The sequence below is a fragment of the Cupriavidus sp. GW822-FHT06G04 genome (genome assembly GCF_058799075.1).
Window position 1 is genome coordinate 1 of record NZ_JBXALD010000010.1, and the last position, 23,766, is coordinate 23,766.

General features: G+C 62.6%; 21 protein-coding genes and 1 pseudogene. 7 read left to right on the forward strand and 15 right to left on the reverse strand.

The genetic code is table 11. The annotated features are described in order from the left end of the window. Nucleotides 1-150 precede the first annotated feature (150 nt). Nucleotides 151-405, reverse strand: coding sequence for a hypothetical protein (locus tag AC1RKI_RS21260; RefSeq protein ID WP_244788265.1), 255 nt, complete (start codon nucleotides 403-405; stop codon nucleotides 151-153). Nucleotides 406-627: 222 nt separating this feature from the next. On the opposite strand from AC1RKI_RS21260, the gene AC1RKI_RS21265 reads away from it, so the two are divergent. From AC1RKI_RS21265 to AC1RKI_RS21275, 3 genes are all read left to right on the forward strand, one after another. Continuing rightward, on the forward strand, nucleotides 628-1,260 hold the full coding sequence (locus tag AC1RKI_RS21265) for a flavin reductase family protein (protein ID WP_061957973.1): 633 nt from the start codon (nucleotides 628-630) through the stop codon (nucleotides 1,258-1,260). 226 nt (nucleotides 1,261-1,486) lie between these two features. Then, entirely contained in the window at nucleotides 1,487-2,200 is a 714-nt protein-coding gene (locus AC1RKI_RS21270) for a YoaK family protein (protein WP_061957972.1), read from the forward strand. A gap of 8 nt (nucleotides 2,201-2,208) precedes the next feature. Beyond that, entirely contained in the window at nucleotides 2,209-2,793 is a 585-nt protein-coding gene (locus AC1RKI_RS21275) for a TMEM175 family protein (RefSeq protein ID WP_061957971.1), read from the forward strand. Nucleotides 2,794-2,876: 83 nt separating this feature from the next. On the opposite strand, the gene AC1RKI_RS21280 is transcribed toward AC1RKI_RS21275, so the two are convergent. The 3 genes and pseudogenes from AC1RKI_RS21280 to AC1RKI_RS21290 all read right to left on the reverse strand — a co-directional run. Further along, entirely contained in the window at nucleotides 2,877-3,533 is a 657-nt protein-coding gene (locus AC1RKI_RS21280) for a hypothetical protein (protein WP_492796990.1), read from the reverse strand. Between the two features lie 49 nt (nucleotides 3,534-3,582). Continuing rightward, the gene (locus AC1RKI_RS21285) at nucleotides 3,583-4,617 is read right to left on the reverse strand and encodes a trypsin-like peptidase domain-containing protein (protein WP_492919060.1); all 1,035 of its coding nucleotides are present in this window, start codon (nucleotides 4,615-4,617) and stop codon (nucleotides 3,583-3,585) included. Nucleotides 4,618-4,869: 252 nt separating this feature from the next. Further along, nucleotides 4,870-5,113 (reverse strand): annotated as a pseudogene (locus AC1RKI_RS21290) (LLM class flavin-dependent oxidoreductase); the annotation flags it as partial. A gap of 85 nt (nucleotides 5,114-5,198) precedes the next feature. On the opposite strand from AC1RKI_RS21290, the gene AC1RKI_RS21295 reads away from it, so the two are divergent. Then, entirely contained in the window at nucleotides 5,199-5,999 is an 801-nt protein-coding gene (locus tag AC1RKI_RS21295) for a YecA/YgfB family protein (RefSeq protein ID WP_061957967.1), read from the forward strand. Nucleotides 6,000-6,074: 75 nt separating this feature from the next. Here the strand turns inward: AC1RKI_RS21295 and AC1RKI_RS21300 are convergent, their stop codons facing one another. Beyond that, on the reverse strand, nucleotides 6,075-9,923 hold the full coding sequence (locus AC1RKI_RS21300; RefSeq protein ID WP_492796994.1) for a putative Ig domain-containing protein: 3,849 nt from the start codon (nucleotides 9,921-9,923) through the stop codon (nucleotides 6,075-6,077). 256 nt (nucleotides 9,924-10,179) lie between these two features. On the opposite strand from AC1RKI_RS21300, the gene bluB reads away from it, so the two are divergent. Continuing rightward, complete coding sequence (gene bluB / locus AC1RKI_RS21305; RefSeq protein WP_492796996.1) at nucleotides 10,180-10,854, forward strand: 5,6-dimethylbenzimidazole synthase; 675 nt, start codon at nucleotides 10,180-10,182, stop codon at nucleotides 10,852-10,854. A 254-nt stretch (nucleotides 10,855-11,108) separates the two neighbouring features. After that, on the forward strand, nucleotides 11,109-12,152 hold the full coding sequence (locus tag AC1RKI_RS21310) for a TRAP transporter substrate-binding protein (protein ID WP_492796998.1): 1,044 nt from the start codon (nucleotides 11,109-11,111) through the stop codon (nucleotides 12,150-12,152). A gap of 71 nt (nucleotides 12,153-12,223) precedes the next feature. On the opposite strand, the gene AC1RKI_RS21315 is transcribed toward AC1RKI_RS21310, so the two are convergent. The 8 genes from AC1RKI_RS21315 to AC1RKI_RS21350 all read right to left on the reverse strand — a co-directional run bounded on the left by AC1RKI_RS21315 (nucleotide 12,224) and on the right by AC1RKI_RS21350 (nucleotide 20,961). Further along, on the reverse strand, nucleotides 12,224-12,955 hold the full coding sequence (locus AC1RKI_RS21315) for an amino acid ABC transporter ATP-binding protein (protein ID WP_227460698.1): 732 nt from the start codon (nucleotides 12,953-12,955) through the stop codon (nucleotides 12,224-12,226). After that, on the reverse strand, nucleotides 12,936-13,592 hold the full coding sequence (locus AC1RKI_RS21320) for an amino acid ABC transporter permease (RefSeq protein WP_227460697.1): 657 nt from the start codon (nucleotides 13,590-13,592) through the stop codon (nucleotides 12,936-12,938). Before AC1RKI_RS21320 ends, AC1RKI_RS21315 begins: the two co-directional genes overlap by 20 nt. Continuing rightward, nucleotides 13,589-14,257: an amino acid ABC transporter permease gene (locus AC1RKI_RS21325; protein WP_150979836.1), complete on the reverse strand. Its 669-nt coding sequence runs from the start codon at nucleotides 14,255-14,257 to the stop codon at nucleotides 13,589-13,591. The genes AC1RKI_RS21320 and AC1RKI_RS21325 overlap by 4 nt, the downstream gene beginning before the upstream one ends. Nucleotides 14,258-14,281: 24 nt before the next feature. Then, complete coding sequence (locus tag AC1RKI_RS21330) at nucleotides 14,282-15,049, reverse strand: transporter substrate-binding domain-containing protein (protein WP_492797202.1); 768 nt, start codon at nucleotides 15,047-15,049, stop codon at nucleotides 14,282-14,284. Between the two features lie 56 nt (nucleotides 15,050-15,105). Then, nucleotides 15,106-15,870, reverse strand: a complete 765-nt coding sequence (locus AC1RKI_RS21335; RefSeq protein WP_099047601.1) for a GntR family transcriptional regulator — start codon at nucleotides 15,868-15,870, stop codon at nucleotides 15,106-15,108. A 185-nt stretch (nucleotides 15,871-16,055) separates the two neighbouring features. Further along, a complete protein-coding gene (gene mdeB / locus AC1RKI_RS21340) occupies nucleotides 16,056-18,755 on the reverse strand; it encodes an alpha-ketoglutarate dehydrogenase (RefSeq protein ID WP_492797001.1) in 2,700 nt (899 codons plus the stop codon). A gap of 86 nt (nucleotides 18,756-18,841) precedes the next feature. Next, entirely contained in the window at nucleotides 18,842-19,816 is a 975-nt protein-coding gene (locus tag AC1RKI_RS21345) for a Bug family tripartite tricarboxylate transporter substrate binding protein (protein WP_492797003.1), read from the reverse strand. Nucleotides 19,817-19,944: 128 nt separating this feature from the next. Beyond that, nucleotides 19,945-20,961: a 1-aminocyclopropane-1-carboxylate deaminase gene (locus tag AC1RKI_RS21350; protein WP_061957956.1), complete on the reverse strand. Its 1,017-nt coding sequence runs from the start codon at nucleotides 20,959-20,961 to the stop codon at nucleotides 19,945-19,947. Between the two features lie 202 nt (nucleotides 20,962-21,163). Between AC1RKI_RS21350 and AC1RKI_RS21355 the strand changes: the two genes are divergently transcribed. Continuing rightward, nucleotides 21,164-21,718: an Lrp/AsnC family transcriptional regulator gene (locus AC1RKI_RS21355; RefSeq protein WP_170292565.1), complete on the forward strand. Its 555-nt coding sequence runs from the start codon at nucleotides 21,164-21,166 to the stop codon at nucleotides 21,716-21,718. A gap of 183 nt (nucleotides 21,719-21,901) precedes the next feature. Here the strand turns inward: AC1RKI_RS21355 and AC1RKI_RS21360 are convergent, their stop codons facing one another. After that, entirely contained in the window at nucleotides 21,902-22,909 is a 1,008-nt protein-coding gene (locus tag AC1RKI_RS21360; RefSeq protein WP_492797005.1) for a transketolase family protein, read from the reverse strand. Continuing rightward, nucleotides 22,906-23,751: a transketolase gene (locus AC1RKI_RS21365; RefSeq protein ID WP_492797007.1), complete on the reverse strand. Its 846-nt coding sequence runs from the start codon at nucleotides 23,749-23,751 to the stop codon at nucleotides 22,906-22,908. The genes AC1RKI_RS21360 and AC1RKI_RS21365 overlap by 4 nt, the downstream gene beginning before the upstream one ends. Nucleotides 23,752-23,766 lie beyond the last annotated feature (15 nt).

The window sequence follows — 23,766 nt, forward strand, 5'->3', positions numbered from 1 at the left end:
GATTCGCGCCCAACGTGGCCTAGGTACGTCCCTAGACTTTCGGCGAGCTGAACTAAGGCGTTTTCACACACCCTCGGTCGTCTTCTGCCCTACGCGGACCGGTCCGGGAGGAACGCTCAATTGTGCTCGGCGTTGGGCCGCACCCGCCCATTAAAGATCGTCGCCTGCGTCATTTTGATCGGCGCGCTGCAACTGTGCTCGCGCCAGATTGACGATCCGCAGCGCCTCTGAAAAGACTGGATCGAGTTTCTTCCCGCGCTCGGTCGCGGACGCTGCAGTCTGGTCTGCCCCAATGCCCTCTGCCATCTCAAGCAGCATCCCGGGCTGCTGGGATTCCAGCCGCTGCAATAGCATGTGCAGAATATAGACACAGGCGCCAACTTGATTGTCCTGAGCGGAACTCATAAACGCACCTCGTTGAATAGTTGATTTGGAATCGTAGCGCGGAACTCCTCGGAATTACGCAACGGCTGTAATGAACGGGACGCATCGTGCAGATCGGCGTGACCAAGGGGCTGCACTGGCGCTCGACCTGTTCCCGATGCTGGCAAAGCGTCTGCTGCAGATCGGACGTACTATTGACGATCCCTGCTTCACATTCCCGATTTTCACCTTTGCACGACTGACATGGACTACCACTACTACGAACCATCGCAAGGCCACGGATTGCCGCATGATCCGCTCAATGCGATCGTCGGTCCCCGCCCCATCGGCTGGATCTCCACGCGCGGCAGCGACGGCACGCTCAATCTCGCCCCTTACAGCTTTTTCAACGCCTTCAACTACCATCCGCCGATCATCGGCTTCTCGAGCATCCAGGCGAAGGACAGCCTGCGCAACGTTCAGGAGACCGGGGAGTTTGTGTGGAACCTCACCACGCACGATCTTGCCGACAAGATGAATGCGACTTGCGCCATGGCGCCCTATGAGGTCGACGAATTCGAACTGGCCGGGCTCACTCCCGTTCCGTCACGGCGAGTCGCCGTTCCGCGCGTGGCGGAAAGTGCGGCTCACTTCGAGTGCAAGCTCACTGATGTGATTCAGCTCCGCGATCATGTTGGCGCGACAATTCCAACGTGGCTGGTGCTTGGCGAAGTCGTGGCCGTTCACATCCGACAGGACCTGTTGAAGGACGGCGTCTTCGACACCTTCGGCGCGGGCATCATCCTTCGTGCAGGCGGCCCATCGGCCTATGCGCTTATCGGACCAGAAAATCGATTCGATCTCGCGCGTCCGCCACGGGTGAATCCTCCGCAATAAATTTGGGTGGGTTGACCGCTCGTACCAGGCTGGTGCTTGCAATCCAGCTCTAACATTCAAAAATATTGAACATCATGTGCGCGACGCAACCACTCGTGTCGCGGCTCCAATGCTTATAGTTCAGGACATACGACGCCGAAGCAGGAAGGAGGACGGCGGCGTGAATCATCAGACAAACTGAACTACATTGCGCCGGACGTTGTGGCGCCTTTTGGAGAAAGAACACATGCCGGCCATCAGCGATTCCCAACGTCCCGACACTTCCACTGCCAGCATCTGGGAGCAATGTCGCCCCGCGGTGCTGTTGACGATAGTCGGCGGTGCCATCGACACCATCGGTTTTATCGCGCTGGTCGGCTTCTTTACCGCCCACGTCACCGGCAACCTGGTGCTCGCCGGCGCGGCCTTCGTGAAGGGCGGAGCGGGGCTGTGGATCAAGCTCGGCGCGATTCCGCTGTTTATCGCCACCGTGATGGTCGCCAAGCTCTGGATCGATCGGTGCAGCCAGACACACAAGACGCTGGGCTGGCTGTTCGTGGCCGAGGCGATATTCCTGCTGGGATTTATGGGCGTGGGGCTGTATTTCGATCCGTTCGGCGACCCGAATGGCGTCGAACTCGCGTTGGCCGGTGGTCTTGGCCTGATGGCGCTGGCGATCCGCAATACCTCGAGCAAGACGCTGACCAAGAGCATCAGCCCGAGCACGATGATGACCGGCAACACTACGCAATTCGGCATCGATCTGTCGAACTACCTCCGCGCACCAACCCGCGAACATCGCGTGGCCGTCCTGAAAAGCGGCAGCGTCGTGCTCGGCTTTGTGCTCGGTGCTTTCCTCGGTGCCCTGCTCTATATGCAGATCGGTTTCTGGAGTGTGCTGCCGTTTATCGTGATCATCGCGCACCTGGCGAGCCTTTCCTTCCGCAAGCAATTCGTGTGAGCGCGCTCATGACTATCAACAAAAGCCGGCTCGAATCGTTCAGCGATGGCGTGATTGGCGTGAGCCTGACGCTGATGCTCTATCAGATCCAGTTTCCAACGGAATTCAACTTGAATGGCCTGCGTTCCGAAGCTCCGCATTTCTTTGGCTACGTGCTGAGCTTTGTGTACGTTGGCATCTACTGGAACAACCATCACCACTTGTTCCAGATGGTTCGCGGCATCAACGGCAAGGTGATGTGGGCGAATCTGCATCTGCTGTTCTGGCTGACAATGATTCCGATCTCCACCACCTGGACGGGCAAATCGGATTTCTCGGCGATTCCGACGGCCCTCTACGCCTTCGTGCTGTTCATGTGTGCGATTGCCTATTGGATTCTGGAGCGCGTCATCATCGCCACGGAAGGCAAGGATTCTTCGCTCGCAGGCACCATCGGCAAGGATCTGAAGGGCAGGCTGTCGCTGGCCGTGTATGCGCTGACGGTTGGCGTGAGTTTTTTCAGCACTACCGCCGCAACGCTGATACTGATTGGCATGGCGGCATTCTGGTTTCTTCCCGATTCGCGGATCGAGAAACATCTCTTATTGCGTTAATCCAAACTGAAGCGCTGGACTAACCGATTTTTCCTGATCCGTGGAATCTGCGGAAGGCGACAAGAGCATGCCGTCGCATCGCGTCAATTCGTCGGCAGCAGGTCCTGCAGATCCTTTAGCGTCGGCTTGCCGGAAATGGTGGGTCGTGTTACGGCGAGGCTGGGCGTAATGTCGTCGGGGCGCGGCTTGGGAATGGCCGACGCATCGAGCCTGCCGTTGCTATCCAGTGGGATCGGCAAGCAGCCGGTCAGCAAGCCGTCGGACTTCAATTTATTGGAGAGTTCGATGGCAAAGACCGCGCCGCGTTCGGCAAGCGAGATCGCCGAACTGCCCCGACTGAACGCGAACTTCGCGCGCCATACAGCGCGATTCTGGCCCACATCGCTCAGCGTGGTGTTGTAGTCGATGGACAGCCGGCTGCCGCCTACTTCCACAACGCCTCCGGTGCTGGCAATCGTCAACACTGCATCGGGCTTGAACGCGACGGCCCTCGCTTCCGCTGGCCTGCGGTCGAGCTCGAGTCCCGTGACATCCTCGAAGGCGGCGGTGGCGCCGCAGCCGCGCAAGATGTCGCGGAACTTGGCGCGGAACGTCGGCGCAAAGGCAGGCCCCCAACCCATTCCCGACGCGGCAATCACATAGATGCGTTTGGGCTGTTGTGCGTAGTCCTGCGCGCGGACGCTGGTGACCGCCGTGCGTGGCGCGCATGCGGCCACGCCAAGCGTTAGCGTGGCCAACACCGCCAGTCGCGCCTGGCGTCTCAGGCCACGCCATCGATCGATGCCTGGGTCAGGAAGCGGTGAACGCATACGTGAAGTAGTACGGTGAGGAAACGGAACGCATGATGTACGTATCGCCGCGGTGGCTCAGGCGGTAGCAAGTCTGCATGGCGTTGAAGCTCGGATTGCCCATGGTGAAGCAAACCTCGTTCGTACCCGGCGACACATTGAATTGGCCGCTTGAATAGCCATGCGAGCGGGTATTGGTCACGCCTAACGATCCGTCGGGGCTGAATCGTATTTCCAGTGACGCGCCGCTTGGTGCCGTGGCAACGACCTGCCTGATCGACGCGAAGTGGCGGTTCAACTCGTCCCCCAGAACCGGTTGCTCGGGGCCAGTTGCCGGAACGCGGGCGGGTCCCACGGCAGCCGTGGCTGTATTGCCTGATGCGGTGGCGGCTTGCTCGGCGCGGAATTTTTGTAGTGCGACGGTGGCACGCGCCGGCACCTGCTCGATCCACATTGCTGGAATCGCAAAATTCAGGTTCTGCGCATCGCGAATGGTCATGTACGACACACCGATCAGCCGACCGTCCTCGTCGAATACGCCACCGCCGCTGGACCCCGATGAAATCGGTGCGGTCATTTGGATGCTGACGATTCTTTCGTCCTTGTCGCGATGCAGCGCCGCAACAAGACCGTCGGAAAGCGTCAGCTCCAATCCACGCGGCGCGCCCAGTGCATAAACTTTTTCGCCCACTTTTAATGTGGAAAGCGGCGCGACAGGAACGGCCGGTGCAACCAGCCCGCGGGCCTTGATGATGCAGAGATCGCGATCCACGTCTGCATATTCGAGCCGCGCGCCATGCGCGGTGTTCTCGCGCTTGACGGAAATGGACTTGCCCCGCACCAGCACGTGACAGTTGGTGATCAGCGTTTCGGGGCCGATGACGACCGCGCTGCCCATCCGCGTCGGCTGGTTCTGCGCGTCGAAAACGCGTACGACCCAGATGCTGGGCGCGCGCATTTCATAGATCTTCGCTGCATCCAGCGCCAAAGCTGGCGCCGCCGCAAGCAGTCCGGCAAGCATGCAGGCCGTCAGCATCGACAGCTTCCTGACCCCGCCGCGGGCGATTGTGCCGCGGCTATTCTGTTGTTCTGTGCGCATCCGCAAGCGTGTACTGCAGGACGGTGAGGGAACGGTGTGCGGAGTTTAACGGAATGCGGTCAGAAATATCGATCGCGTTGTATGCACCCCACGATAGGAGGGATGAATAGCGACGGCAGGTTGAAAGCTCAAGCCGTATCCACGAATTGGACTATTTTCCTGCAACGGCAATCGATTCCTCTGGTCCCCAAAGGCGTCATCAGCGAACCTGCCCAAAGACCGGTGACGACATCGACAAACTCCCGTGCAAGCTCGTAGCGATCGTCATGACCCATCTGGGACTCGTAGCCAAAGTTGAGGGCGGCATCGGGATTCGCGGTTGTCACCACGTTTCAGCCGGCCCGACCGCCGCTAATGTGTCCAGCGACGAGAACCTTCTGGCAATGTGGTATGGCACGTCGAACGTTGTCGAGGCTGTTGCGACCAGTCGTACGACGCACTCCTGAAAAAGGGGCCGCGCTATACTTCGCGGCGCTGCGACCAGCGCATCCCCACACCGCACCGCGAGAACCCGCCTCATGACCGAAGCCACCGCCCTGACGCCCGACGAACTTCAGGAGCTTGACGATTTGCTGGACGACCTGCGCCAGCGCGCTGAAGAAATCCCGCAATGGGAGTTCTGCGACGGCTTTCTCACGGCCCTGGTCTGCACGCGCCGCCGCATCCCGGCTGCCGACTACCTGCCCATGCTGCTGGGCGACGGCGCGGCGCTCGACGTGGCCGAGGGCAGTCCGCCGCCGTTGCTGCCCGCGTTCCGTGACGCGGCCCAGCAGAGCCGCTTCATGGAGCTGTGGCAGCGTCGATGGAACGAGGTGGAGCATCAGCTCGACCAGCCGGTGGAGACGCTGGAGGACGAACGCACCTTCCATCCCGAAGTCATGGACATGCGCGGCGCCATCTGGAGCCTGCCCCAGGAAGAGCGCGCGGAGATTGACGGGCGGGAAATTCCCTCGTTTGGCCAGGTGTGGGCGCTGGGCTTCATGTTCGCGGTGGAGAACTGGCCCGATGAATGGACGGCCCCACGCGACAAGGAAGCCGCCCAGTGGCTGGACGACGCGCTTGACGCCATTGTCGCCCTGACCGAGGCCGACACCGGCCAGCCCGAGGTCTGCATGTACAGCGAGGATGGCCCGCCCAGTACGAGCCAGGCGCGCGTGGAAGCCTTCGGCGAGGCGATCTGGGCTGTCTACGACCTGCGCCAGATCTGGAAGAGCCTGGGCCCGCGCGTGGAGGCCGTGGTGAGGGGCGACCAGCCCGGCCGCAACGACCCGTGCCCTTGCGGCAGCGGCAAGAAGTTCAAGAAGTGCCACGGCAGATAAGGGATTGGGCGCGGCCATTAAACCAGCCAGCTGCAACTGGGTGAATGGCCGCTACCGACGGTGTACAACGCAAAATCAGAAGGGCGCTGCAAACGTCAGTCTTACGCCCTGTTGCAGCCCACTCATGCCGAACATCACGTTGTAGTCCAAGCCGAACGTGACCGTCTTGGTGCGCATCTTTCCGCCGAGCCAGACCTGGAAGCGATCTCGGCCAAACGGGGAACCCTTTACGCTATAGACCTGGCCCACACCCACCAGATCAGCGTATGACAGGTTGGCCGCGCCCTGCCCTTCAAAATCATGCTGATACTCGATGCGCCCAAACGGCGTGAAGGTGCCCCAGCGCGTCGGTTGCACATATTCAGTACGTAAGCCGAGCGTTCCCGATACGCTCGTCACCGTTTGTCCGAAGTACGTCAACGCATTCGTACCGGCCCCGGATTCGGTGAAGGCGTCGAGCCCGCTTTCCATAGCCGACACACGCCCGTATGGCGATATCAGCCATTTCGCGCCCCGATGCTCGTAACCTGATGTCAGCGAGGCGAACCACTGGTGCCCGTTTCGCTTTCCAGTTGCCATCACCGCCTCATCGGCCACCCAACGGCGCGAATCGAAATCAAGGACCCCGTACCCGGCAACACCGTCAATGAAGTACGACGGGGCGGGTCGATAGCTGCCGTACAGCGCGACGCTGAACGCATCCGCATTGCTGTGCGTGCCATAGGATCCCACCTCTGTGGCGTCGTGCCCGTAGCCCATGCCGAAGCCAGCGGTCAGTTGATCTGACACGCGATAGTCGGCACCCGCCGTCACGCCGCCGGTGGTGAACCGGAACCCCGAGCGCTGCGCAGCAACGTTGGCGAAGCCGAAGTCGACCGTACCGGCGGTCCAGAACGCGAGGCGCGCATCGTCCGGATTGCCGGCTGGCGCATGCTCCGTACCTGGCAGCTCGGGGATGCCCTTGGCAGCATCTGCCTGTGCCGCGCCAGGGTTGCCAGCGTTGGCATCGCGAACCATTGCCGCGCCGCGTTGGCACTCGTCGCGCGCGGCCAGGCCGTCGATACCCTGGCAAACGCGCGGGTCCACGCCATCCGCCCGCGGCAGCGCCACGTTCAGTGTGCTGCGGAATGTCGGCCGGCCCTTTTCGTGCAATTGCTCCAGCCGCTGGTTGTAGTTGCTGATCTGCGCCGAGGCAAAGCGGCGCGCCGCCTGGATCTGGGCGTTGATCAATCCGGTGACATCAGGATCCGTGGACGGGTCCTTCCGCGGGGCCACCGTCACCCTGAGCTCTGCGGGATTGGAAATCGCGACCGCATTGCTGATCGTGTACGTAATCACCGCCGTGCCGGCGAATGCGGCAGCCGGCGTGAAGGTGACAACGAAGTCACTGCCGGGCGCTCCGCCCATGACATTCGCCGAGGCCACGGTCTTCGGCGCGATGCGGCTCAGCTTGGCCTCGCCGGCATATTCGGGGACCACGGACACAATGGCCGCGCCGGTGAACGGACCGCCGGTGGCGTTCTCAGTAATGTTGACCGACGCCACCTTGCCAGCGGCGGCGCTGGCCTGCGCCGAAGCCACCGGAATCGGCATCGCCGCAACGTTCACCGTGACCGGCACGGGCGCCGACTGGCCCGCCGCATTCACCAGCGCATAGGCGAACGTGATGGCTCCGGATGACGTTGATACCGGCGTATAGACAATGTCCAGCCCCTGAACCGCGACGGAGCCGCTCGCGGGTGGCGTCACGACCACGACGCCGGTAAATGGACCGTTGGCAGCATTGGCCGCCGCGTGAATTGTCACTGGCGTGTTCGGATTGGTGGCGATGACCACCCCCGGCGCCGTCGGAATGCCCTGCCCTGTGCTCAACGAGAATGTCCTCGCGATACTGAACGGCGCCCCGACGCCCACGCTGCTGTCATTCGCCTGGATCGTGAACGAACTGCTTCCGGATACCGTGGGCGTACCGCTGATGACGCCAGTGCTCGAATTCAGGATCAAGCCCGCCGGCAGCGCTCCTGCCGTGACGGCATAGGTGTACGGTGCCACGCCGCCCGAAGCCGTCAGTGTCTGGCTGTACACCGCGCCGACAGTCGGCGGTGGGAGCATCGCCGGCGAAAGCGACAACGTCGCCGCCGCGACGGCCAGCGTGTAGTTGCGCGATACCGAGAACGGCCCGGAGCCGCCGCTGCTATCCGTCGCGGTGACCGTGAAGCTGAAACTGCCCCCCGCGGTTGGCGTGCCACTCAAAGCGCCCCCCGAAGACAGCGTCATCCCTGCCGGAAGCGAGCCCGCCGTGATCGCAAACGTGTACGGCGCGACGCCGCCAGATGCCGTGATGGTCTGGTTGCTGGCAACGCCCACCGTTGCTCCCGTCAGCGAGGCCGGCGCCACGGCCAGCGTTGCGGCGCCGACCGTCAGCGTGAATGCCTGCGTAGCTGTGAATGTGCCGCCTGCCGTGCTGTCCCGGGCCTGTACCGTGAAATTGAACGTACCGGCGGATGCGGCAGTTCCCGCCAAGGTACCCCCTGCACTGAGCGAAATCCCCGGCGGCAGCGCGCCGCCGACCAGCGAGTATGTGTAGGGGGCATTGCCCCCGCTTGCCGCGATATTTTGACTATAGGCCGATGCCACGCTGGCAGCGCCAAGCGTGGTGGTCGCAAACGTTATCACCGGCGGTGCCACGGTGACGCTATATGCACGGCTGCCGCTGAAACCGTTCCTGTCAGTGGCCGTCACCGTAAAGCTGAATCCGCCCGCCGCCGTGGGCGTGCCAGCGATGGTGCCGTCGGCCATCATCGACAAGCCTGCGGGCAGCGCTCCGCCGGTGATGGCAAACGCATACGGCGCCGCGCCACCCGCACCCACCAGAGTCTGGGAATAGGCGATGCCCGCGGTGGGGTTGGACACCGAGACTGGCCCAACCGTGACGGTCGGCGACGCGATGGTCAGCGAGTAGCTTTGCGTTACCGAAATCGCCCCGCCGGCACCGTTCGAGCTATCCGTTGCCTGGATTGTGAACGTACTGGGTCCCGCGACGGTCGGTGTACCGGACAACAGGCCGGTCGCGGGGTTCAGATTCAGCCCCGCAGGCAGTCCTGTCGCCGAATAGCTGAATGGTGCTGTGCCGCCGGTCATGGTGAAAATCTGACTGTAGGAGGCACCTACGGTGCCCGGCGTCAATGGTCCGGACGCCGGAGCAAGGGTCGCGACGGGAGCCGTCACTGAAATGGTCGCGGTCGCGGTTCCAGACGTTCCACCCCCATTCGACGCGCTGTAGGTAAAGCTGTCTGTCCCGTAGTAGCCGGGCGCAGGCGTATAGCTGATACTCGTTCCGGATGGCGTTGCAGCACCATGACCTGGACCTGACACCACGGCCACCGACGTTGCCGTCCCCCCAATCGACAGCGTCACAGCGTTGTTCGAGCTGTTGGCGGCAACCGTCGACGCCGTGTTGGCGACGGTGGGAGCGGTGACCGAACCGGTGCAGCGAATCGCCACGGGACCGATATGCGTGCCCGTCTGGATATTGAGATTCAGGCCTGAAGCAGTGAGTTGGCTCGCCGTAATGGTCAATGCACGCAGGCCATTTATCTTCGAACTGCTGTAATAGTTGTAGCCATACAGATTGGTCGTGCCCGCATCCTGAACCAAGACATGGTCGGAGGCGAACGGCGGTAGGCTGGCTGGATCTTGACCGTCATCGGTGTAGGACACGGTTAATGTCTCACCGGGTGAGAATGAAGCAGCCGGAAAGGTATTGCTGTAGGAGATCGTATCGAGCGCACTCAGGGTTGAACAGGCCGCCGACACGGCGTGCGCCATGCTTGAGCCAAAGGCCAGTTGCACCGCCAATGTCAGAAACAACCAGACAAAACGCCGGCGAAACGCCAACCTGACCACCATGACTCCGTTGCGCAACGGTATCTCCCGATATCTCACTGTTCAAGTACGGAAACACCGCACCGCCTAGCGGCATATATCGGCAGATCGCACACGAATCTGGATGGCGAATACCCCCCCTCCCACGGAGGGCATCGAAACGCGAGCGCCAAGGGGGCGTCGGCTGGCGCGCACGTTGCCCCTTGACGGCCCGTGACGTCACGGTATAAATCAGCCCCACGCGCTGGATGCGAAGTCCGGCTGCGACGCATCCTCGCATGGCAAGCATTGGCATATGGAACACCTCCCCTCTGGCCCACATATCGACGACACCGAGCGCGCCGCGTTGTATCGCGTGATGGCGCTGCGGCGCGACTGTCGTCATTTCACTCCGGGGCCGCCGCTGCCCGACGATCAACTGGAACGGCTGCTGCAGGCGGCGCATCAGGCGCCATCGGTGGGGCTGATGCAGCCATGGCGGTTCATGCGGCTGAGCACGCCCGGATGGCGCGCGCGCCTGGCGCCGCTGGTGGAAGCGGAGCGCCAGGCCACGGCGCACGCGCTGGGCGAACGTGCCGCGGAATTCCTGCGTCTGAAAGTGGAAGGCATACGCGACAGCGCCGAACTGCTGGCCGTGATTCTTGCCCCAGACGACGGCACCGTCTTCGGTCGGCGCAGCATGCCGCGTGAAATGGCGTGGGCATCGGCCGCCTGCGCGGTACAGAACCTGTGGCTCGCCGCGCGCGCCGAGAACCTGGGTTTGGGCTGGGTATCGATGTTCGATCCCGACGCCTTGGCGCGCGAACTGGGCTTGCCCGACGCTGCCACACCGTTCGGCCTGCTGTGCGTGGGGCCCGTGCCCGCCTTCTACGACGCGCCCATGCTCGAGGAACTGGGCTGGCGCCAGCGGCGCGCGCTGCAGGACATCCTGTGGGATGCGTCGATGCCGATGTCGCTACCCGAGCGCTGACAGCAGCAGATTGCGGGCGAGCAACCAACCGAGCCAGCCCTGATCCTCGATCCCGTACGTGCCGCGCGACTCAGCTCAAGCCGTTTATCGGCATTTATCCTATGTCGATAAATTATCGATTTCAAAAAAAGGACGATAAATGTCCGATAATGCAGATGGCTCTCCGTCGCTTTCTGGCCTTGGGCGACTCGATCAGTTATCGTCGCGCCACAAGCCGTCTGTCCTCGCCCCCAATCCCTTCATACGTCCCTGCCATGCGCACCTTGTACAACGTTCGCCAAGCCCGTCGTTTGTCTCGTCATTGGATCGCCGCCACGCTGTGTTGCGCCTCGTTCTGGGTTGCCGCCGACGCACGCGCACAGCCCGCGCCGGTGGTCTGGCAGATGGCCACTGAGTACCCGGCGACGTCGATGCCCGGCGAGGGACTGACCACGTTTGCGCAGGAAGTCGCCGCCCGCACCCAGGGCGCGATCACTGCACAGCCCACGTTCGACGCCAGCGCCGGCATCAAGTCCGCGCAGATGCCAGCCGCCATTCGCGACGGCAAGCTGCAGGCTGGCGACGCATTCGGCGGCGCGCTGGGCGAAGTCGATCCCATCTTCCTATTGTCGTCGCTGCCGTTCGTGGCCACGTCTGTTGACGGCGCACACCGCCTGGCCGATCTGGCCCGCGCGGACTATGCACGTGCCTTCGCGCAGCAAGGCCAGCAATTGCTGTACATCACGCCGTGGCCGCCCACGGGTTTGTGGTCGCGGCAGCCCGTGGGGTCGCTTGACGATCTGCGCGCGTTGTCGGTGCGCGCCTACGACGAAACGTCGACGCAAGTCATGCGCGCGGCCGGCGCGCGGGCGCAAAACCTGTCGTTCTCCGACGCCATGCCGCGCCTGAAGGATGGATCGGTGAACGCGGTGCTGTCGTCGGGCGATGGCGGTGCGGGCCGCAAGCTGTGGGATTTCCTGCCGAACTTCACGGCGATCGGCTACGCCATGCCGTTGTCGTTCACCACCGTGAACAACGCTGCGTGGCAGGCGTTGTCGCCGGCACAGCGCGACGCCGTGACCGCCGCCGCGAAAGCCACCGAAGACAGGCAGTGGGCGCGACTCGATACGCGCCTGGCCGAAAACACCGCGCGCATGCGCGCCAATGGCGTGGTCATTCAGGATCAGCCCGCGCCGGCCGTGCAGCAGGCGCTACGCCATGCCGGGCTCGACGCCGTGGCGGCCTGGCAAACCCGCGTGGGCGAACGCGGTGCGGTGCTGCTGAAGAATTACCTCGCAGCGGAGGCCGGCGCGCGCTGAATGTTCAGACCGCTGTCGCACAGAAGACCCTATCGGCGCTCCGCCTGACAAGCCGCGCCCATCTGGAGCGATCAGGCCTCCACCAGCCCCAGGAATTGCTGCAACTCCGGCGTCTGCGGCCGAGCGAATACCTCGTCGGGTGCGCCGATCTCATGCACCTTGCCCTGGTGCATGAAGACCACGCGGTCGCACACCTCGCGTGCGAAGCGCATTTCGTGCGTCACCATCAGCAAGGTCATGCCATCGGCAGCCAGGCCGCGCACCACCTGCAGCACTTCGTTCACGAGCTCGGGATCGAGCGCCGAGGTAATCTCGTCGCACAGCAAGGCGGTCGGTTGCATGGCCAGCGCACGCGCGATAGCCACACGTTGCTGTTGCCCGCCGGACAACTGATCCGGATACGCGTCGAACTTGGCGGACAAACCCACCCGCGCCAGGTTTTCCTCGGCCAGTTCACGGGCGCGCGCCTCCGGCACGCCCTTTACCACCATCGGCGACAGCATCACGTTGCGCCCCGCGCTCAGGTGCGGAAACAGGTTGAACTGCTGGAAGATCATGCCCACTTTCAGGCGAAGCGCACGCAGTTGCAGTTCGCTGTCAGCCAGATGGGCACCGGCCACGGTGATCGCACCCGAATCGATGGTTTCCAGTCCGTTGATGCAACGTAGCAACGTGCTTTTGCCCGAACCGCTCTTGCCGATGATGGCAATGACTTCGCCCGGTTCCACGGAAAGGGATACACCCTTCAGGACTTGATTGCTGCCGAACGACTTGCGGACCTCGTCAATGGCGATGAGCGGCATGGAATTTCCTCTCCAGCATTTTGCTGTATTGCGAAAGCGGCCAGCACAGCGCGAAGTACATCAGCGCCACGGCGGCATACACGGTGAACGGTTGGAACGTGGCGTTGACGATCATGGTCCCCGCCTTGGAAAGCTCGGTGAAGCCGATGATCGAAGCCAGTGCAGTGCCCTTGACGACCTGCACGCCAAAACCCACGGTCGGCGCCACTGCGATGCGCAGCGCCTGCGGCAGAATCACGTGGCGCATCTGCTGTACATAGTTCATCGCCAGGCTGCCCGACGCTTCCCACTGGCCACGTGGAATGGCCTCGACGCAGCCGCGCCAGATTTCCGCCAGGAACGCTGCGGTCCACAATGTCAGCGCCAAGCCGGCGGCAAGCCAGGCAGGCACTTCGATGCCGAAGAGTGCCAGCCCGAAGAACGCCAGGAACAACTGCATCAGCAGTGGCGTGCCCTGGAAAATCTCGATATAGGCCCACGTTGCGCGACGTAGCATCGGGCGCTTGCTGGTTCGCATCAGCAGGACCAGCAGCCCCACGATGCCACCGCCCACGAAGGCCACCAGCGACAGCAGCACGGTCCAGCGTGCAGCCAGCAGCAGATTGCGGACGATATCCCACGTTGAGAACTCGATCATCGGACGCTCCGTGCAAAAAGCTGCCGTCCGATGCCGCGCAGCAGTTGCCGCAACACCAGCGCCAGCAGCAGGTAGATCGAGGTACTGACCAGATACACCTCGAAGGCCCGGAAATTGCGCCCCTGGATAAAGTTGGCCGCATAGGTCAGGTCTTGCGCCGCAATCTGCGAGCAGACCGCCGACCCCAGCATCACGATCACGATCTGGCTCGACAGCGCCGGCCAGATCTTCTGCAACGCGGGGCGCAGCACTACGTGACGGAATACCTGGAACGGCGACATGGCCAGACTCGCGCCAGCCTCGAACTGCCCGCGCGGGCTGGCGGCCAGCCCGGCGCGAACGATCTCGGTGCCGTATGCACCCAGGTTGATGATCATGGCCAGCGACGCCGCCAGCATCTCAGGCAGATGCACGCCCAGGCTCGGCAAGCCGAAGAAGATGAAAAACAGCTGGATCAGGAACGGCGTGTTCCTGATCAGCTCCACATAGGCGCTGACCACGGCGCGCAGCCACGCCGGCCCCTGCGTCTTGGCCCAGGCACCGGCAATCGCCACCGCCACGCCCAGCACGCCGCCTGTCAGCGTGAGTTGCGCGGTGACGGCAATGCCCTTGAGCAGCACATCGGTGTAATCAAGCACCGACAGGAAATCGAACTGGTAAGCCATGCTTCAACCCGGTGACGGCGCGGATCAGAGTTGTGCCGGCAGCGGACGCAGCAGCCACTTGATCGACAGCGAGTTCAGCGAACCGTCCTTCTTCGACTCTGCGAGGATCGCATTGACCTTGTCCTGCAGCGCCTTCTCGCCCTTGTTCATGCCGATAAAGCACGGCGAGTTCTTGATCAGGAACTTGGTTTCCGGTGCCTTGGGCGGATGCTTGGCGATCAGCGTCGATGCCACGACATTGCCAGTGGCAATCAGTTGCACCTGGCCAGACAGGAACGCCGAGATCGTGGCGTTGTTGTCTTCGTAGCGCTTGATGGTGGCGCTGGCCGGCGCAATCTTGCTCAGTTCCAGGTCTTCCACGGCACCACGTGTAACACCGACGGTCTTGCCGGCGAGGTCGGCCGCGCTCTTGACCGGCAGATCGGCCGGACCGAACACGCCGTTGAAGAACGGAGCGTAGGCTTCGGAGAAATCGAGCACCTTCTCGCGCTCGGGGTTCTTGCCCATGCTCGAAATCACCAGGTCGACCTTGCGCGTCTGCAGGTATGGCACGCGGTTGGTACTGGTCACCGGCACCAGTTGGAGCTTGACGCCCATCTTCTTCGCCACCAGCGCAGCCACGTCGATATCGAGGCCTTGCGGTGCCATGTCCACGCCAATCGAACCAAATGGCGGGAAATCCTGCGGCACGGCCACGCGCAATACGCCCACCTTGGTGACGTCCGCAAGCGTGTCGGCATGGCTCAGCTTCGGCAAGGCCGTTACGCACAGACCGGCCAGCATGGCGACCATCAGGCCACGACGGGAAAACTTCTTGAGGGCGTTGACATGAAACATCGCGAGTTTCCTTAGCTTCGAGAGGGAGTAGATGGGTTCGGGGACAAATCCCCGGACGGTAGAACGGAGGTTGATATGCGTTGCGGGTCCACTGGCGCCAGTGCGTGGCGCAGGTGCGCGAGCGGATCGATGGGCGGCACGGCGTCGAGGCTCGTGTGGACCTCGCCCAGATGTTCGGCCATCAGGCGTGCGGCCAGCGCGCCATCGCCATTGGCCAGTGCGTTGACGATGTCTTCATGCTGGCTGCATGAGCGTCCGGCATCGACGGCCGATTGATTGCGGCTGGCCACCAGCGTGGTACGCGCGGTCAGGTCACGCAATGTATCGGTGAGCAGGCCATAGCCAAGCGAGGCGCACAGGCACACGTGGAAATCGCCCAGCAGGAAGCTGCGTACGCTGGCGTCGTCGCCATCGAGCGCGGCTTTTTCGCGGGCGATATGCACCTTGAGCGCATGAATCGCCTGAACGCTTGGCGGCCGTTCCGCACTGACTTCGCGCAGCAACCCGGTTTCGATAATGCGGCGCGCATCGAACGCGGCGCGAATGTCATCGGCGCTGGGCTCCACCAGGAACCAGCCGCGCCGCGAGCTGACGGTCACCATGCCACGCGCGGCCAGGCGCATCAGCGCTTCACGCACCAGCGTGCGGCTTACGCCAAATAGCGCGGCAAGTTCCTGCTCGCCCAGGCGCGATCCAGGAAGCAGTTTCTGGCCAAGCATCGCCTCGGTGATGCGATTGGCAATGTCAGCGGGAGATTTGTCGGTGGTTTCGGTCACGGCAACCACTTGAGCAAGTGGTATGCCATGCTTGTATGCAAGAGTTGTCGGCAAAAAGCCGCATTTGACGCGCAAGAATCGGGCATGCACCCCGCCATGACTCCCCAGCGCGGTGCGCGACGCGCGGCCTTGGTGCCGACCCGGGCCGCGCGTCAAATATGAAGCAACCGTGGATCAGGCACGGGTCATATCGATGCCAACGCGATCACGTCGGCCAGATGCCGCCGCTCCGAGACCATTTCCTCGGCCACGATTTCCTCCACGGCACGCAGGCTGGCCTGCACGATCGCCGCGGCATCCACCTCGAAATGGCGCCGCAACGCCGCACGCGAATCGCTGCGGCCGAAGCCGTCGGTACCCAGCGTCACGTAGCGTCGGCCGGCCGGCAGGAAGGCACGCACCAGTTCCGGCAGTGCACGTACATAGTCGGTGGCGGCGATGATCGGCCCAACGCTGCGCTGCAACTGCAGGCCCAGCCAGCTTTGGTCAGCCGGCCCCTTGCCATGGCGCCACAGTTGTTCGCAGTCGGCGCCCTCGCGCGCAAGTTCGATATAGCTGGTGACACTCCATACATCGGCCGCAACCTCGTGCTCCTGCTCAAGCTGCCGGGCGGCCTTGAGTACTTCGCCCATGATGGCGCCGCTGCCGAACAGCTGCACCCGGTGGGCAAAGTCGCCGCCCGGGCGGTGCAGATAGATGCCGCGCACCACGCCTTCATGCGCTTGCCGCGGCAGGCTCGGGTTCTCCACAGCCTCATTGGTCACGGTCAGGTAATAGAACTCGTCGGCCTGCTGTTCGAGCATGCGGCGCATGCCGTGGTCGACAATGACCGCCAGTTCGCCCGCAAACGCGGGATCATAGGCGCGGCAGTTCGGGATCGTGGCCGCAGCAAGATGGCTGCTGCCGTCCTGATGCTGGAGCCCTTCTCCACCGAGCGTGGTGCGTCCCGACGTGGCGCCTACCAGGAAGCCGCGGGCGCGCTGGTCGGCCGCGGCCCAGATCAGGTCGCCCACGCGCTGGAAGCCGAACATGCTGTAGTAGATATAAAACGGCAGCATCGGCAGACCATGCGTGGCATAGCTGGTGGCCGCCGCCGTCCACGACGACAGCGCACCCGCCTCGGTAATCCCCTCCTCCAGGATCTGGCCGTCGCGCGTTTCGCGGTACGACAGCATCGACGCCGAGTCTTCCGGCTGGTAGAGCTGGCCGAATGGCGCATAGATGCCCACCTGCCGGAACAAGCCAGCCATGCCGAACGTGCGTGCCTCGTCGGCCACGATCGGCACAATACGCGGACCCAGCACCGGATCCTTGAGCAGTGCGCCAAGCTGCCGCACCAGTGCCATGGTCGAGCTCATCGCCTTGCCATCGGCATGGAGTGCAAAGGCGGCAGTCGCTTCCAGACCGGGCACCGCCAAGGTGGCGGCGCTGGTACTGCGTACCGGCAGATAGCCGCCCAGTTCGGCGCGCCGCGCCTGCAGGTATTGCATTTCGGGGCTGTCCTCGGGTGGCCGGTAGAACGCCGCATCCATGACCTGCTGGTCAGACAGCGGCAAACTGAAACGGTCGCGGAACGCCATCAGGTCGGCCTGGCTCAGCTTCTTCTGCTGATGGGTGGTCATGCGGCCCTGCGCGATGGTGCCCATTCCGTAGCCCTTCATCGTCATGGCCAGCACCACGGCGGGCCTGCCCTTGCAGCCCGCGGCCTCGGCAAATGCCGCATGAATCTTGACGGGATCATGGCCGCCCCGGCGCAACTGGTCGATCTGCGCATCGGAAAGATGCGCCACCAACGCGCGCAACTCCGGGGTCTTGCTGAAGAAGTGGGCACGGTTGAACGTTCCGTCATTGGCGGACAAGGTCTGGAACTCGCCATCGAGCGTCTGCGCAAACGCACGGCTGATCGCATGGTTGTGGTCGCGCGCCAGCAGTGCGTCCCATTCCGAGCCCCAAAGGCACTTGACCACATGCCAGCCTGCGCCGGCGAACAGCGCCTCCAGTTCGTCGACAATGCGTCCATTGCCGCGCACCGGACCATCGAGCCGCTGCAGATTGCAGTTGATCACGAAGGTGCAATTGTCGAGCTGTTCGCGCGCGGCAAGCGTCAGCGCCGCGACCGATTCTGGCTCGTCCATCTCGCCATCGCCAAAGAAACCCCACACGCGACGTCCGCCGGTTTCGCACAGGCCCCGGTTCTGCAGGTAGCGCATGAAACGCGCCTGATAGATTGCGTTAAGCGGGCCAATGCCCATCGAGCCGGTGGGAAATTGCCAGAAATCCGGCATCAGGTACGGATGTGGATACGAACTCAGTCCGCGCAACCCCTGCGCTTCGGCCACCAGTTCCTGTCGGTAGTGGCACAGCGCCGATTCATCGAGCCGTCCTTCCAGAAACGCGCGCGCATAGACGCCGGGCGCCGAGTGTGGCTGGAAGAAAACCAGGTCGGCACCGTGAGGTGCGGCATTGCCGCGGAAGAAATGCTGGTAGCCCACCTCGAACAGATCCGCAGCCGATGCATAACTGGCGATATGACCGCCGAGCTCGCCATGCGCGCGATTGGCACGTACCACCATGGCCAGCGCGTTCCAGCGCAGGATGGCCGACAGACGCTGCTCGATTGCCAGGTCACCCGGATAGGCGGGCTGGTCTTCCACCGGCACCGTGTTCAGGTATGGTGTGACGTGCGCCGGGCGCCACGGCAAGCGCCGTTCGCGCGCATGGGCCAATAGTGCATCGAGGATTTCGCAGGCACGCTCGCGGCCCCGCTCCGCACCCCACGCCGACAGGACGCCATCGAGCGCCTGGCACCACTCCTGAAGCTCCTGCGGATCTGCCTGGGCGTGTAGCGCGTTGGCGGCTGCACTGACGCGGTCATGCTGTTCCATCGAGTGTCTCCTGCGAGATTCAGGCCGGGTCCAGCCCAGCCAGTTTCAGGCTAGCCGTGGTGTCGCAGCAAAGTGCGCGAGCAAAGTCAGTTGGCCTGAATACCTGACTTCTGTGCAATCGTACGCATGCGCGGCAATTCCCTGTCGATCATGGCACTGACCTGCTCAGCCGGCGCGTATTTGGGTTCCAGTCCATTGGACAGCAGCTTCTGCCGCACGTCTGGATCCTTCATCGCTTGTACCAGTGCACTGTCCAGCCTGGCCCGTACATCGGCAGGCAAGCCACGTGGCGCGGCAATGGCCACCCATGAATCGGCATCGAAGCCGGAATAGCCGGCTTCCGCCACCGTGGGCACCTCGGGCAACAACGAAGCGCGTGTGGCGCCGGTCACCGCAATCGGCTTGATCTTGCCGCTGCGGATATGCGGCAGCGACGCGGCCACGGTGTCGATAGAGAACGGAATCTGCCCACCAATCAGGTCGGCTATGGCCGGTGCGCTGCCCTTGTACGGGATGTGTTGCATCTTCATGCCCGTGGCACTCAGCAGCAGCTCGCCGGCAAAGTGCCCGGTGGTGCCGCTACCAAACGAGCCATAGACATACTTGCCCGGCGCCGCACTGACCGCACTGACCATCTGCGGCAGGTTGTCGACGGGCACCGAGCGATTGGCCACCACGATCAACGGTACACGGGCCACCAGGCCCACCGGTTCGAAGCTCTTCACCGGATCGTACGGCAGGCTGGCATTGATGGCCGGATTGACGGTGAATGTCGATCCCGAACTGATCAGTAGTGTGTAGCCGTCAGCCGTAGCCTTGGCCACGTATCCCGCTCCGACAATCGTGCCGGCTCCGGCGCGGTTCTCGATCACGACCGGCTGGCCCAGCGCATCGCCCATCGATTTGCCGACCAGCCGCCCGATAATGTCTACCGCGCCGCCCGCCGGGAACGGCACCACAAGCACCACGGGCCGCGTCGGGTAGCTCGCGGCGTGGCTATTGGCCGCATGGGCGGCAAGCATGGCCATGGCCGCCAGCGCGCACACGCTGGCCGTTGCCATGATCGTCCGTAGAAACTCCTTCCGTAGCGAGGCAATCATTTGCGTTCCCCTGCGTGAAGCGAAGCGAGACCACCGCACCGGCGGTATGGGCCGGCGCGGACAAGTGCATGACGACAGCGCTGGCGCGCTCAGCCGTTGCGGAACAGGAAGCTGTAGGCGCTCAATGCAGGTGCACCGCCCAGATGGGCGTACAGCACGCGCGAACCGGCCGGGAATTCACCGCGCTGCACCATGTCGATCATGCCGTGCATCGATTTACCTTCGTAGACGGGGTCGGTCATCATGCCTTCGAACTTCGCGCACATGCGGATCGCTTCCATCGTGCCGGCGGACGGCAGCCCATACTCGGGGCCACCGTAACGGGTATCGAGCACCACGTCGGCATCGACGATATCGCGGTCGAGTTCGACCAGGCCGGCCGTATGCTTGGCGATACGCAGGATCTGTGCGCGCGTTTGCTCGGGCTTGGCCGATGCGTCGATACCGATCACCCGATCGGCGCGGCCATCCTCCGCAAAACCCACCACCATGCCCGCCTGTGTACTGCCCGTTACCGAGCACACCACGATGTAGTCGAACTTGAACCCGAGTTCGGCTTCCTGCGCACGGACTTCCTCGGCAAAGCCGACAAAGCCCAGGCCGCCCAACGGATGCTCCGAGCAACCGGCCGGGATCGGATACGGCTTGCCGCCCTCTTTGCGCACACTTTCCATGGCATCTTCCCAGCTCTTGCGAATACCGATATCGAAGCCATCGGCCACCAGCCTCACGTCGGCACCCATCATGCGCGACAGCTGGATATTGCCCACGCGGTCATATACGGCATCGGCATAGTTCACCCAGTTCTCCTGCACCAGTACGCACTTCAGTCCAAGGTGCGCCGCCACGGCTGCTACCTGGCGTGTCTGGTTCGACTGGATGCCGCCGATCGACACCAGCGTGTCGCATCCCTGCGCCAGCGCGTCGGGAATCAGGTATTCGAGCTTGCGGGTTTTGTTGCCGCCAAACGCCAGGCCGCTATTGCAGTCTTCGCGCTTGGCATACAGCTCCACTTTGTCGCCGAGGTGCGCCGACAGGCGTTTCAGAGGCTGGATCGGGGTAGGTCCGAACGTCAGGGAATGGCGAGCGAAACGCTTGAGATTCATGGTGGCAACTCCAGGTTGAGGGGCGGTATCCCGTCATCGATGTGCGCGCAGTAGCGCTTGTCTCGCCAGCGGCAAATCAATGTTGCGATGGGTGCCATCCTAAGAAAAAACTCACGAAACGTGCTTGCAAAAAACTTTCGTTTTGAACACTATTAAAAGGAGAAACAAGCTTTATAAAATCAAAAATTCTTTCTAAAACCGCATGAAAGAAACAAAATTTCGCACCAAATCCGGCCTCGATGCACCACCGCATGCACCATCTTCGGCACCCTCGAATACGGTGACTTCGCCGCACATCGAGGCCCTTGATCGTGCGGACAAAGCCATCCTGCGCGCGCTGCAACAGGACGCATCGATATCCAATGTGGCGCTGGCGGCCAAGGTCAATCTGAGCCCGCCCGCGTGTCTGCGGCGCGTGGAACGTCTGAAGGAAATGGGACTGATCCGCGGCATCGTGGCACTTTTGAATCCCAGTGCGCTCGATGCGGGAATGCTGGTGATGATCGGCGTGGTACTGGACCGCTCCACGCCGGAGTCTTTCGCGCAGTTCGAGACCGCTGCCCAGCAGGTCTCGGGCTGCATGGAATGCCACGTGGTGACTGGCGAGTTCGACTACTTCATGCTGGTGCGCACCAAAGACAGCGACAGCTTCAACCGGCTCCATGCGGAGCAACTGCTCTATCTGCCGGGCGTGCGGCAGATCCGCTCGTTCATGGTGCTCAAGCAGGTGTTGTCGACCACGCAGTTCCCGATCTGAATTACGGTGGTTGCCATGATTCGGGAGACTGCACGCACGTCCAATATCGAGCTCGCGGCCCAATGAGACTTAGCGACGAATCGCGCAAGAATGTGCCCACCGGTCTCGAATGAGGTGCGCCAGGCCAAAACCATATCGGCATCTACGGCACCGGCAAGCGACGGTGCCGCTTACAGCTCACTTCTATTCGCTAAGCCATTCCTTCACCGACTGGACCACCACGTTTGTGGAAATACCATAGCGGTCATGGAGCGTCGGCAGCGCGCCGGCATCCAGATACTCGTCGGGCAGAGCCACTTGCCTGAAGGGCACATGTACACCCTCACGCAGCAATGTGACGGCCACCGCCTCTCCAAGTCCCCCAATGACCGTGTGGTTCTCTGCCACGATCACCAATCGGCCCGACTTTCGCGCTTCACGCACGATGGTTTCCGTATCGAGCGGCTTGATTGTGGGGACATGCAGCACGGCCACGCCAACACGATCCGCTTCCAGCTCCTTGGCCACTTCCAAAGCGCGCATCGTCATGATTCCGGACGATATGATCAATACGTCGGCACCGTCCCGAAGCAGCTTCGCCTTGCCGAGTTCGAACTTGTAGTCATACTCGTCCAGGACCGCAGGCACGTTGCCGCGCAGGAGACGGGCATAGACCGGGCCGTTGTGTTCGGCAATGGCTGGAACCATCTGCTCGATGTCGATGGCGTCGCACGGATCGATGACCGTCATGTTGGGCATGGCTCGCATCAGCGCCAGGTCCTCCGCTGCCTGGTGGCTGGGGCCATATCCTGTCGTCAGCCCGGGTAACGCGCAGACAATTTTGACATTCAGGTTGTCCTCGGCAATCGTCTGATGCATGAAGTCGTAGGCGCGACGCGTTGCAAACACTGCGTAGGTCGTCACGAAGGGAACTGCGCCTTCATGCGCAAAGCCTGCAGCCGCTCCCATCAACAGTTGCTCCGCCATACCCATTTGATAGTAACGATCAGGATAGGCCTTCGCAAAAATATGGAGGTCCGTGTATTTGCCCAGGTCAGCCGTCATGCCGATGATGTCCTGCCGTTCGGCCGCCAGTGCTGTCAAAGCGTGACCGAATGGCGCCGACCGCGTCGTCTGCCCTTCTCCCGCGATCGACGCAATCATGGCCGAGGTCTTCAGGCGGGGCTTGCCCGATTGAATGTTGTTGCTCATGCTTTTCTCCCATCTTCGAGGGCCTGCAGGGCCAGTTGCCATTCGTGGGCGTCTACCCGAATGAAGTGATTCTTTTCGCGTTGCTCAAGGAACGGCACACCGCAGCCCATCCGCGTGTCGCAGACGATCATTCGCGGCTGCGCTTCTTTATGCGCGCGGGCGTTGTCGAAGGCCGTAGCTACCGCATCGATGTCGTTGCCGTCCACACGCTGCACATACCACCCGAAAGCCTCCAGTTTCGGCACCAGCGGCTCGAACGACAGAATCTGCGTCGACGGCCCGTCAGCCTGTTGGTTGTTCACGTCAACCATGGCGATCAGGTTGTCCAGCTTCCAGTGGCTGGCGGAAAGGATGCCTTCCCAGATCGATCCTTCGTCCAGTTCTCCATCCGAAAACAGGGTGTAGACGATCGCGTCCGAGTTCTTGCGCTTCAGACCCAGGCAACGGCCGACGGCAATCGTGAGGCCTTGGCCGAGCGACCCCCCGGACATCTCCATGCCCGGCGTGTAGCTAGCCATGCCCGACATGGGCAAGCGGCTGTCATCGCTCCCGTAGGTTTCAAGCTCTTCGGCAGGCAGGATGCCCGCCTCGAGCAGCGCGGCGTATAGCGCGATCGCGTAGTGTCCATTGGAAAGCAGGAAGCGATCCCGACCCTCCCATTGAGGATCTTCCGGACGGTACTTCATGGCACCGAAGTAGGCGACGGCAAGCACGTCCGCGATATCGAGCGCCTGGCCTACATAGCCTTGCCCCTGGACTTCGCCCATCAAGATGGCGTTGCGCCGGATACGATAGGCGCGCTCTGCCAGCGAGACAGGCGCCTCGAGATTTGTACGACTCATGATTGACTCCGTTAA